The 11,162-nt window shown below is 72.0% G+C and carries 11 protein-coding genes and 1 pseudogene; 7 read left to right on the plus strand and 5 right to left on the minus strand.

Going from position 1 to position 11,162, the window contains the following annotated elements; translation table 11 throughout:
* Positions 1-439, minus strand: a 439-nt coding sequence (locus E1J50_RS24180; RefSeq protein ID WP_207919284.1) for a precorrin-6A/cobalt-precorrin-6A reductase, incomplete at its 3' end; no start/stop codon positions are given.
* Between E1J50_RS24180 and cbiE the strand changes: the two genes are divergently transcribed.
* The 4 genes from cbiE to E1J50_RS24200 are packed head-to-tail and all read left to right on the plus strand — an operon-like array spanning position 438 to position 4,214.
* Positions 438-1,718, plus strand: a complete 1,281-nt coding sequence (gene cbiE, locus E1J50_RS24185; RefSeq protein WP_132256506.1) for a precorrin-6y C5,15-methyltransferase (decarboxylating) subunit CbiE — start codon at positions 438-440, stop codon at positions 1,716-1,718. The two genes, E1J50_RS24180 and cbiE, sit on opposite strands and share 2 nt — an antisense overlap.
* Positions 1,697-2,116: a cobalamin biosynthesis protein gene (locus tag E1J50_RS24190; RefSeq protein WP_132256522.1), complete on the plus strand. Its 420-nt coding sequence runs from the start codon at positions 1,697-1,699 to the stop codon at positions 2,114-2,116. The genes cbiE and E1J50_RS24190 overlap by 22 nt, the downstream gene beginning before the upstream one ends.
* Complete coding sequence (gene cobM / locus E1J50_RS24195; protein ID WP_132256508.1) at positions 2,113-2,889, plus strand: precorrin-4 C(11)-methyltransferase; 777 nt, start codon at positions 2,113-2,115, stop codon at positions 2,887-2,889. Before E1J50_RS24190 ends, cobM begins: the two co-directional genes overlap by 4 nt.
* Positions 2,886-4,214, plus strand: a complete 1,329-nt coding sequence (locus tag E1J50_RS24200; RefSeq protein ID WP_132256510.1) for a cobyrinic acid a,c-diamide synthase CobB — start codon at positions 2,886-2,888, stop codon at positions 4,212-4,214. The genes cobM and E1J50_RS24200 overlap by 4 nt, the downstream gene beginning before the upstream one ends.
* A 35-nt stretch (positions 4,215-4,249) precedes the next feature.
* On the opposite strand, the gene E1J50_RS24205 is transcribed toward E1J50_RS24200, so the two are convergent.
* On the minus strand, positions 4,250-4,651 hold the full coding sequence (locus E1J50_RS24205) for a helix-turn-helix domain-containing protein (protein WP_132256513.1): 402 nt from the start codon (positions 4,649-4,651) through the stop codon (positions 4,250-4,252).
* Between the two features lie 438 nt (positions 4,652-5,089).
* Between E1J50_RS24205 and hmuQ the strand changes: the two genes are divergently transcribed.
* Together hmuQ and E1J50_RS24215 are read left to right on the plus strand one after the other, a co-directional pair.
* Positions 5,090-5,425: a heme-degrading protein HmuQ gene (hmuQ, locus tag E1J50_RS24210; protein WP_132256515.1), complete on the plus strand. Its 336-nt coding sequence runs from the start codon at positions 5,090-5,092 to the stop codon at positions 5,423-5,425.
* Positions 5,426-5,717: 292 nt separating this feature from the next.
* Positions 5,718-7,220 carry an exopolysaccharide biosynthesis polyprenyl glycosylphosphotransferase gene (locus E1J50_RS24215; protein WP_132256518.1) on the plus strand — a complete coding sequence of 501 codons (1,503 nt, stop codon included), beginning with the start codon at positions 5,718-5,720 and terminating at the stop codon, positions 7,218-7,220.
* A 19-nt stretch (positions 7,221-7,239) separates the two neighbouring features.
* Here the strand turns inward: E1J50_RS24215 and E1J50_RS24220 are convergent, their stop codons facing one another.
* From E1J50_RS24220 to E1J50_RS24225, 3 genes and pseudogenes are all read right to left on the minus strand, one after another.
* Positions 7,240-8,949 carry a PAS domain-containing hybrid sensor histidine kinase/response regulator gene (locus E1J50_RS24220; RefSeq protein WP_425374967.1) on the minus strand — a complete coding sequence of 570 codons (1,710 nt, stop codon included), beginning with the start codon at positions 8,947-8,949 and terminating at the stop codon, positions 7,240-7,242.
* Positions 8,926-9,378 (minus strand): annotated as a pseudogene (locus E1J50_RS28595) (PAS domain-containing protein); the annotation flags it as partial. The gene E1J50_RS24220 and the pseudogene E1J50_RS28595, both read right to left, overlap by 24 nt.
* A 283-nt stretch (positions 9,379-9,661) precedes the next feature.
* Positions 9,662-9,895: a DUF6894 family protein gene (locus E1J50_RS24225; protein ID WP_132256520.1), complete on the minus strand. Its 234-nt coding sequence runs from the start codon at positions 9,893-9,895 to the stop codon at positions 9,662-9,664.
* A 671-nt stretch (positions 9,896-10,566) separates the two neighbouring features.
* On the opposite strand from E1J50_RS24225, the gene E1J50_RS24230 reads away from it, so the two are divergent.
* Positions 10,567-11,162, plus strand: a 596-nt coding sequence (locus E1J50_RS24230; RefSeq protein WP_483466582.1) for an MFS transporter, incomplete at its 3' end; no start/stop codon positions are given.

Consider the following 11,162-nt stretch of genomic DNA (forward strand, 5'->3'; position numbering starts at 1 on the left):
GCTGGGGGGCCGCCGCGAAGGCGGCGAGTTCCTGGCGGCCGACCGTGAGGAAGGCGCGCAGGGGCGCTTCGCCCAGAGCCGCCACGGCCTCGGGCACGCTCCCGACCTCGCGCCAAGCGTCGGCCGCCTGCCTTTCCCAGGGCGGGCGCCGGATCGCGAGCAGGGGCACCCCGGCCATCGCCGCCGCCTCGGCGGCGTTGCGCGAGATCCGCGCGGCGAAGGGGTGTGTGGCGTCGACGAGCCGATCGACGCCGTTCTCCGTCAGATAGCGGGCAAGCCCCTCCGGGCCGCCGAAGCCGCCGATGCGGGTCGGCACCGCCTCGGGCTTCGGCGCGGCGGTGCGGCCGGCGAGCGACAGGGTGACGGCGTGGCCGGAGCCGGCGAGGCCCCGCACCAGGGCGCTCGCCTCGCCCGTGCCTCCGAGGATGAGGATGCGCATGGCAGACTTCTCCGCTAGCCCCGCGCCGGAGTCGAGCCGCGAGCCCTGGCCGTCGCGCGAGCCCTGCCTGTCGCGCGAGCCCTGGCTGTCGATCGTCGGGATCGGGGAGGACGGCCGCGCCGGGCTCTCTCCGGCCGCGAGCGCCGCCCTCGATGCGGCCCACGTCGTCTATGGCGGCCGGCGCCACCTCGCCCTCGCCGCCCCCCTCTCCGGCGAGGCGCGCCCCTGGCCGAGCCCGTTCGCGGGGGCCTACGACGCGATCCTGGCACGCCGCGGCGAGCCGACCTGCATCCTCGCCACCGGCGACCCGTTCCACTTCGGCATCGGCGCCGAGATCGCGCGCCTCGTGCCGCCCGGCGAGATCCGGGCCTTCCCGCAACCCTCCGCCTTCAGCCTCGCCTGCGCCCGCCTCGGCTGGCCGCTGGCCGAATGCGCCTGCCTGACGCTGCACGGCCGCGCGCTGACGCGCATCCTGCCCCATCTCCAGCCGGGCACCCGCCTCCTCGTCCTGTCCTGGGACGAGACGACGCCGGGCCGCGTCGCGGCCCTGATGGCCGAGCGCGGGCTCGGCGCCTCGCGCCTGGCTGTGCTGGAGGCGATGGGCGGGCCGCGCGAGCGAATCCGCAGCGCCACGGCCGAGGGCTTCGGCCTCGACGGGATCGACCCGCTCAACACCCTCTCGATCGAGGTCCTTGCGGCCTCCGACGCCAGGGTGCTGCCGCTCGCCCCCGGCCTCGACGACGCGCTCTTCGAGAATGACGGGCAGCTCACCAAGGCGGAGATCCGCGCGGTGACGCTGGCGGCGCTCCGGCCCCGCCTCGGCGAACGGCTCTGGGATATCGGCGGCGGCGCCGGCTCCGTCGCGATCGAGTGGATGCTGCGCCATCCCGCCATGCGGGCGGTGGCCGTCGAGATCCGCCCAGACCGTGCCGCCCGCATCCGCCGCAACGCCGAGGCGCTCGGCGTGCCCGACCTCGCGGTGGTGGAGGGCGCCGCCCCCGCCGCCCTCGACGGATTGCCGGCACCGGACGCGGTCTTCGTGGGCGGCGGCGTCTCGGAGCCGGGGCTGCTGGCCCGCGCCGCCGCTTGCCTGCCCGCGGGCGGGCGCCTCGTCGCCAACGCGGTGACGCTCGAAGGCGAGGCGGCACTGCTCGCCGCCTTCGCAGACAGGGGGGGCGCCCTGCGGCGCCTCTCGGTCGCCCGGGCCGATCCGGTCGGCGGGATGCATGGATGGCGCGCGGCCATGCCCGTCACCCAGTGGATCTGGACGAAGCCGTGACCGAGGCCCCTCCCCTCGTCGCCGGCATCGGGTTCCGCCGCGGAACGGAGCCCGCCGAGATCGTCACCCTGCTGCGCCGCGCGCTCGCTGAGGCCGGGACGGATGCGCCCCGCCTCGCCGCCATCGCCACGGCCGAGGACCGGGCGGCGGAGCCGGCCCTGCGCGAGGCGGCGCGCGCCTTCGCGCTCGCGCCGACGCCGGTGTCGCCGGAAGCCCTCGCCGCCGCGGATGCCCGGGTGCTGACCCGCTCCCCCCGCATCGAACGCCTGCGCGGCGTCGGCTCGCTGGCCGAGGCGGCGGCGCTCGCGATCGCCGGTCCCGATTCCCGCCTCGCCCTTCCCCGCATCGCCAGCGCCGGCGCCACCTGCGCGCTCGCCGTCCCGAGCCCGTCCCCATGACCGTTCACTTCATCGGCGCCGGCCCCGGTGCCGCCGACCTCATCACGGTGCGCGGCCGCGACCTCATCGCCGCCTGCCCCGTCTGCCTCTACGCGGGCTCCCTCGTCGCGCCCGAGATCCTGCGCTGGTGCCCGCCGGGCGCCCGCATCCTCGACACCGCGCCCCTCGACCTCGACGCGATCGTGGCCGCCTGCGCCGAGGCCCACGCGGCGGGCCAGGACGTCGCCCGGCTGCATTCCGGCGACCTCTCGATCTGGAGCGCCCTCGCCGAGCAGACGCGCCGCCTCGACGCGGCCGGCATCCCCTACACGGTGACGCCGGGCGTGCCCGCCTTCGCCGCGGCCGCGGCCCTGCTCCGGCGGGAACTTACCGTGCCGGGCCTCGCCCAATCCGTCGTCCTGACCCGCACCTCGGGCCGCGCCAGCGCCATGCCGGAGCGGGAGACGCTCGCGGCCTTCGCGGCGACGGGGGCGACGCTCGCGCTCCACCTCTCGATCCATGTCACCGAACAGGTCGTCGCCGAGCTGACCCCCTTCTACGGGCCGGATTGCCCCGCCGCCGTGGTGTTCCGCGCGACCTGGCCGGACGAGCACGTGATCACCGGGAGCCTCGCCACCCTCGCGGCTTCCGTCGCGGAGGCGGGGCTGGAGCGCACGGCGCTGATCCTCGTCGGGCCGGCGCTCGCGGCGCACGACTTCCGCGAGAGCGCCCTCTACGCGAAGGGCTACGACCGCCGCTTCCGCCCGACCGGCGCGGGCCTCCCGCCCGCATGAGCGCGCCCGGCCTCCTCGTCGCCGCCCCCCGCTCGGGCTCGGGCAAGACCACCGTGACCCTCGCGCTGATGCGCGCGCTCGCCCGGCGTGGCGTGGCGGTGCGCGGCGCGAAATGCGGGCCGGACTACATCGACCCGGCCTTCCACCAGGCCGCCACCGGCCATCCGAGCGTCAACCTCGACAGTTTCGCGATGGAGGACGGCCTCCTCGACGCGGTCGGGCGAATCGCCGCCCAGGGTGCCGACCTCGTGATCGCCGAGGGCTCGATGGGCCTGTTCGACGGGATCGTGGCGGGCGAGGGCCGCACGGGCGCCAATGCCGACATCGCCGCCCGCTACGGCTGGCCCGTCCTCCTCGTCCTCGACGTCTCGGGCGCGGCGCAATCGGCCGCCGCAATCGCCCTCGGCTGCGCCCGCTACGATGCGCGGGTGCGGGTCGCGGGCGTGGTGCTGAACAAGGTCGCGAGCCCGCGCCACCGCCGCCTCGTCGAGGCGGGGCTTGCCCGGATCGGGATGCCGGTGCTCGGCGCGCTCGCCCGCGACGCGAGCCTCGTCCTGCCCGAGCGGCATCTCGGCCTCGTCCAGGCGCGGGAGACCCAGGATCTCGAGGCGCGCCTCGACCGCCTCGCGGATCTCGCGGAAGCCGGGCTCGACCTAGACGCGATCCGGGCGCTGGCCGGCGGCGCCGGGCCGCCCGCCGGGGGCGGGGATGGGCTGCCGCGCCCGCCGGGGCAGCGCGTCGCCGTCGCCTCCGACGAGGCGTTCACCTTCCTCTACCCGCACATGGCGGCGGGCTGGCGGGCGATGGGGGCCGAGATCGTGCCCTTCTCGCCGCTCGCCGACGAGGCGCCGCCGGAGACCTGCGACGCCTGCTGGCTGCCCGGTGGCTACCCGGAGCTCCACGCGGGGCGCCTCGCCGCGGCGGGCCGCTTCCTCGACGGCGTGCGGCGTTTCGCGGCGGAGAAGCCGGTTCACGGCGAGTGCGGCGGCTACATGGTGCTGGGGCAGAGCCTGGAGGACGCCGCCGGGCAGACCCACGCCATGGCGGGTCTCCTGCCGGTCGCGACCTCCTACAAGGCGCGCAAGCTCCATCTCGGCTACCGGGTCGCGCGGCTCGTCGCGGACGGCCTGCTCGGCCCGGCCGGGACGCGCCTCGTCGGGCACGAGTTCCACTACGCGAGCGAGTTGACGGAGCCTCCCGGCGCCGACCTCGCCCTGGCCGAGGTCACGGATGCCGAGGGCAGGCCCCTCGGCCTCGCCGGGCACCGCAGGGGCCAGGTCACCGGCAGCTTCTTCCACCTGATCTCGAGCCGCGCGGCGGGCTGAGCGGCGTCAGCCCGCGGAAGGCCGCCCGCGTTCGGTCAGGCCGTGCCCTCGGTGGCCGGCGCGTGGCCGAGCCGGGAGGCCGTGCGGACGATGGCGAGCACGTCGCGGCGCAGTTGGTCGTCCCGGATCGCGGCGTAGGCGCGCAGCAGCTCGATCGCGCCGTGGGCGCTGAGGAAGCCGAACACGTCCTCCTGCGCCTGGCCGGCCGCGTCGCTCTCCTCGAAGAAGGCGGAGACCGGCACCTCGAGGAGGCGGGCGATCTCGCGTAGGCGGCCCGCGCCGACGCGGTTCTGGCCCTTCTCGTATTTCTGCACCTGCTGGAAGGTCACGCCCACGGCCGTGCCGAGCGCCGTCTGGCTCATGCCGCGGGCCTTGCGCAAGGCCGTGATGCGGAGACCGACAAGGCGGTCCACGTCGGTGGTCTGCTTAGGCATCATCGTTCAACGTGGTCCTTCTTCCTGATCGCTCGCTCGCCGCCGGACCTCCGGCGAGACGAGCTATTTTCAACGGCGGCCTTCGGGTTCCGAGACCCGCGGGACGGGCCGGCGGCGACGGAGGACCGTGGCCGGATATTCCCCTCGCGCGGCGGCCCGACCAAATCACGAGCGCGTGCAGGTCGTGGCGGCGTCTCGGCGTACCCGAAGGTTGCCTTAGCAACAACTTGACCACGAAGGCCGGGGAAATTGCAAGTCGTGCTCCGGGGCCTTCAGACCTTTTGCGAGGCGAGAAGTACGGAGTCACTGATCAGTGATGCGCAATTCACGCACTTGCGGCGAGGCGCCCGATTTCGCGCGCCCGAAGACAGGGGATAGGATTCCCGCCCGAGCGAGACCGGATGTTCCGGTCTTCGGACTTTCCAGCGACAGGAGCCCCGCATGTTCATTGCCATGAACCGCTTCAAGGTGGTCAAGGACGCGACCCAGGAATTCGAGCAGGTCTGGCTCGGGCGCGACAGCCACCTCGGCGAGATGGCGGGCTTCGTCGAGTTCCAGCTCCTGCGCGGCCCCGAGCATGAGGACCACGTCCTCTACGCCTCGCACACGATCTGGCGCTCGCGGGCCGATTTCGAGGCCTGGACGCGCTCCGAGCAGTTCCGCAAGGCCCACAGCCGGGTGCCGACCACCAAGCCGCTCTATCTCGGCCACCCGCAATTCGAGGGCTTCGAGACGATCCAGACCGTCTCCCCCGCGGGCGCGGCCGACGCGGCCTGAGGAGCAGCCCCGCGCAGGTCGAGGCCCCGCCCCGACGTGCGCCGGCGCACCACTCAATCCAAAATACAACCGGAGATCGAAACCCGGCGGGCGCCGGGCCCGTATCCCCGCGGCGCCGCGCCTTGCGCGGCGTGCAGGCAACCCGTAAGCGCAAATTTGAATTGGGCGCAATCGATCCGGACGGGTCGGTCCGAGGTCCGAAGGTTGCTCGGTCAGGCCCGAGCACCCGGGCCGCGGCGAGATCCGTATCAGTCCGGGACGAAGCGTGGTTCACGACGGAACAGAGCGCCCGATGTTTCAGGATCGACTTCCCGAGACTTACCAGAGCGTCCGCTCTCCCGGCGGGCGCCGGCACGTCTGGTCGGCCCTGCTGCCGCGCCGCAGCCGCGCCGCCTTCCGCCTCGGGATCTCGGCCACCGTCGCGGTCGCGGACGTGCTCACGATCTGCGGCCTCGGCCTGCTCATCGAGGCGACCTACTACTTCGCCCATGCGGGGACGCTGATCCCGGGTTCCGAGATCCGCAGCCTGCGCATCGCGGGCCTCGTCGCCCTCATCGTGCTGCTCACCAACCTCGTGCGCGAGGAATACAGCATCGAGACCTCGCTGGCGCAGCGCCCGCACCTGCGCCGGGCGGCCACGCTCTGGCTCGTCGCCTGGGCGGTCGTCCTCGTCTTCGGCTTCGCCACCAAGACCACGACCGACTTCTCCCGCGTCGTCACCGTCACCCTGTTCGTGCTCGGCCTGCCCGTGATGCTGAGCGTGCGGGCGGCGATGATCGCGCTGGTGCGCCGCGGCATCACCCCGGCCTCGGCCTCGGTCAGCCGCGTGCACCTCGTCGGCTTCGAGGAGGACATCGCGCGCTTCTACGCGAGCAACGATGCCGAGGCCCTGGGCCTGCGCGTCATCGGCACGAGCTACCTGCGCCGCGTCGACACGGGGCTCGACGAGGCCGCGCGCCAAGCGCAGCTCTCGGAGGATCTCGACCTCGCCGTCTCCGTGGTGCGCTTCCTGCGCCCGGACGACGTCTTCATCCTCGTGCCCTGGACCGACAACGCCGAGGTCGAGCGCTGCATCGACGCCTTCCTGCGCGTGCCCTCCGCCCTGCATCTGCGGCCGGGGCCGGTCCTCGACCGCTTCCCCGACCTGCAGATCGCCCGGGTCGGCCGCCTGTCCGGCATCAATATCGGGCGCCGCCCGCTCAATCTCGGCGAGATCCTGATCAAGCGCGCCTTCGACCTCGCGCTGTCGCTGACCGCCCTCGTGATGCTGGCGCCGCTGCTGGCGGCGGTCGCGGTGCTGATCAAGCTCGACAGCCCCGGGCCGGTCTTCTTCCGGCAGCGCCGCTACGGCTTCAACCAGCAGCCCTTCGACGTCTTCAAGTTCCGCAGCATGAAGGTCGAGGAGAATGCGGGCTTCCGTCAGGCGACGCGCAACGATTCCCGCATCACCCGGATCGGCGCGATGCTGCGCCGCTCGAACATCGACGAATTGCCCCAGCTCTTCAACGTCGTGCTCGGCGAGATGTCGCTGGTCGGTCCCCGCCCGCACGCCCTCGCCCATGACCGGAGCTTCGAGCGGCGGATCGCGCTCTACGCCCGCCGCCACAACGTGAAGCCGGGCATCACGGGCTGGGCGCAGGTGAACGGCCTGCGCGGCGAGACCTTGACCGACCTCGACATGGAGCGGCGCGTCGCCCACGATCTCCACTACATCGACAATTGGTCGATCTGGTTCGACATCCAGATCATCGTCCAGACGGTGATCTCGCCCCGCGCCTACCGCAACGCGTTCTGAGCCCCGCGGGGGTGCGGGCTCAGGCGCGCCCGCGCCGGAGCCGGCGCGCCGTCACGTGGCGCAGCACCGTCGAGAGCTGCTCGGCCGAGTACGGCTTGTGCAGGAGCTCGAAGCCGTGGGCCCCGTCCTGCGCCAGCACGTGGCTGTAGCCGGAGGCCAGGACCACGGGCAGATCCGGCAGCCGGCGCTGAAGATCCCGGGCCAGCGCGATGCCGCCCATGCCCGGCATCACCACGTCGGAGAACACGACCTCGAACCCGGCGCCATCCTCGCCGAGCTTCGTCAGCGCCTCCTCGGCATTGACGGCCCAATCGGTCTCGTAGCCGAGATCCTGCAGGATCTGCGTGCAGAACCGCCCGACCTCGAGATTGTCCTCGACCACGAGGACGCGCTGACCGGCGCCCACCGGCGCGAGGCTGCTCGCGTCCTCCGCCGGGCGCTCGGGCTGCCCCTCGACCGTGATCTCGGGCAGGTAGAGGGTGAAGGTGGTGCCCTCCCCCGGCCTGCTGCGCACGTCCACGTCCCCGCCCGATTGCTTGGCGAAGCCGAACACCTGGCTCAGGCCGAGGCCGGTGCCCTTGCCGACCTCCTTGGTGGTGAAGAACGGCTCGAAGATCCGCCCGAGCTGGTCCGGCGCGATGCCCGCCCCCGTATCGGTCAGGGACAGGGCCGCGAAGGCGTTCTGCGAGCCGGCATGGCCGCGGATCGGCGGCATGGCGCTGCCCGAGGTCAGGCGCAGCGTCAGCGTGCCCTCGCCCTCCATGGCGTCGCGGGCGTTCACCGCGATGTTCACGAGCGCCGTCTCGAACTGGCTGAGGTCGGCCCGGATGAAGCTCGGCTCGTCCGGCACCTGCGTCACCACGCGGATCCGCGCACCGGTCACGGTGTCGAGCATGTCGGCGATGCCGCGCAGCTTGGCGCCCACGTCGAATACCTCGGGCTTCAGAGCCTGACGCCGGGCGAAGGCGAGGAGCTGGCCCGTCAGCTTGGCCGCGCGGTCGACCGTCTCCGAGACCGCGTCGAGGTAGCGCGCCTTGCGCGCCTCCGGCAGTTCGGGCCGGCGCAGGAAATCCACCGACGAGCGGATGATGGTCAGCATGTTGTTGAAGTCGTGCGCCACCCCGCCCGTCAGCTGGCCCACCGCCTCCATCTTCTGGGATTGCCGCAGGGCCTCCTCGGCCCGCATCAGCTCGCCCGTCCGCTCCGCGACGCGCTGCTCCAGCGTGTCGTTCAGGGTGCGCAGGGCCACGATGGCGCGGTCGCGCTCGGCCTCGACGGCGCGCCGGTCCTCCACGTTGATGAGGACGCCCGGAAATCTCAGCGGCGTCCCGTCCGGCGCGCGGTCGACGCGGCCGTTCGCCTCGATCCAGTAGTAATTCCCGTCGCTGCGCCGCACCCGGTACTGGTGGGCGTAGGCGCCCCCGCGCGCGACCACCTCGTTGATCGCCGCGACGAGCCCCTGGCGGTCCTCCGGGTGGACGGTCGCGATCACCTGCTCCAGGCTCAGCCCGACCCGCCCGAGGGCGGGATCGAGCCCGAAGCTGCGGGCGAAGGCCTCGTCGACGGTGAACTGGTCGTTGGGCAGGTCCCAGACCCAGGTTCCGATGATGGCGCCGGCCGACAGGGCGAGCTGGATGCGGTCGGCATATAGGTCGGCGAGCGCCTGGCTCTCCTGCAATTGCCGCGCGGCCAGCACCCGCTCGGTGGTCTCGACCACGACGGCGATCACCCCGGCCGGCCGCCCGGCCTCGTCGAGGACGGGCGAGTAGTCGAGGTTCATCCAGACGGGTTCCGGCCGGCCGTAGCGATACAGCGTGAGTTCCTGGTCCTTGTAGGCGAGCGTGCCGCCGGCCAATCCCACCCGCATCACGTTGTCGTTGAACTCGGCGACCTCGGGCCAGCCCTCGCGCACCTTGGAGCCGAGGAGCTGCGGGTGCCGCCCGCCCGCGAAGCCCGAATAGGCATCGTTGTAGATCATGATGCCGTCCTCGCCCCAGAGCAGGACGATCGGCACGGGCGACAGCAGCACGGTGCTCACCGCGGAGCGCAGGCTCTGGGGCCAGCCCTCGATCGGGCCGAGCGGCGTCGCGGCCCAGTCATGGGACCGGACGATCGCGCCGAGCTGGCCGCCGCCCGGCAGGATGTCAGCCATGCTCATGCGGCGTGGGCTCGCCCGCTCCCGCCACGCGCCCGCCAGGCGACCGTCGGCGGCTCGAAGCCGAATGGGGGCATGACGGTTCCGCGCGGGAGCATGGGCAATGCATTGCCGGTAACTCAATCTCTGACAAGTGAGTTGCCCGCACACCGCATCACCAGTCGCCCGATCGGCGGAAGCGTGGGGACGCGGGGTGCCGCCGGACACGGGCGATCGCGCGGCGTCCGAGATCGAGGCCGCTCCGGTGGGGCGTTCCCGCAGCCTGCCGAGGGCGAGGCCGCGCCGCCTAGTCGGTCTCGTCGATCGCGAAGCTGATCGTGGCCGTCATGATGCGCCTGTTCTGCGCGTCGCGGACATCGGCCCGATACTGAACGGTCGATCCCCGGTCGGGCGCGCTCTGCATCATGTCGGACAGGGCGCGATGCGCATGGCGGCGCGCGGCGGCGCGATCGGGCAAGTCGGTTCCTTCGTCGTCGAAAACGACGAGGCCGTCGAAGGTGTCGAAGAAAAATCGCGGCATGTACTCTCCGTGTCGAAGGCGAGAGCACAAACCTCCCTCAGTCGCTGGTGGGCCAGTTCGAACCGGGCGATAGACCGACGATGCCGGGATGTCGATCCTCGTTCAATCGCATGCTTTAAGGGCGGCGGCGGATTCCGGCGCAGGCGCGCGCTTCTTTCGAGGTCCGGGCTCGCCCCTGGGCCGCGATGGGCGCTGAGCCATCCCGACCCGCCCGCACCAAGTCGTCGAAATCTGACGCGTGGCACCCATTCGTGAGCGGCTGCTGGCGACCCTGAGAAGCCCTTCGGTCGGTCAACAATGAACGACCGCTGACGAAGGCATGGCGGACCTTGAAGGCGATCTGCCAGCAAGGCAGGGAGCCAAGCGATTCGATTGAGTTCCGACACCTCGACGAGCAAGGGGTTCCAGAACCCTAGGCCCTTCGATCGGAATGGGTTGGGTTAGCGGTCTGGAACGTTTCACACAGGCAAGCCCCCGTGGAACAGCGTCGGCCGACCTTCTAGCGCACCAATAGCATTATTCTGCTTGCCATGATGCCTGGCATACCAAATAATGCATATATCGCACCCAGCAGGGGATTGTGATTCGGCGTTGTCAAGGACGGCGTCGCACTAGCGTACGCCCCAACCAACAAGCCGTCAGATGTCCGTCAAGGACGAGGGAGAACGCCCATGGTAACGCCCGTTGCCGCGCCCGCCGCGGTGAAGCCGTCACCCAATCGCTGGTTGCAAATCGTTCTCGGCGTCGCCTGCATGGTGGCGGCCGCGAACATCCAGTACGCCTGGACCCTGTTCGTCCCGGAAATCCAGAAGACCTTCGGCTGGGATCGCGCCGCGATCCAGGTCGCCTTCACCATCTTCGTGATCGTGCAGACCTGGCTCACCCCGATCGAGGGCTACTTCATCGACAAGTACGGCCCGAGCCGGGTCGTCATGTTCGGCGGCCTGATGACCGGGCTCGCCTGGGTGATCAACTCCTACGCCACCTCGCTCACCGGCTTCTACGCCGGCGCCGTCGTCGGCGGCATCGGTGTCGGCTGCGTCTACGCGACCTGCGTGAACAACGCCCTCAAGTGGTTCCCGGACAAGCGCGGCCTCGCGGTCGGCCTCACCGCGGGCGGCTACGGCGCCGGCTCGGCGCTGACCATCCTGCCGATCGCCAAGATGATCGACGCGGGCAGCTACGCCCAGGCCTTCTTCGTGTTCGGCCTGATCCAGGGCGCGATCATCATCCTCGCCGCCGCCTTCATGCGCTCCCCCGGCAAGGA

Source organism: Methylobacterium segetis, assembly GCF_004348265.1.
Lineage (GTDB): Bacteria > Pseudomonadota > Alphaproteobacteria > Rhizobiales > Beijerinckiaceae > Methylobacterium > Methylobacterium segetis.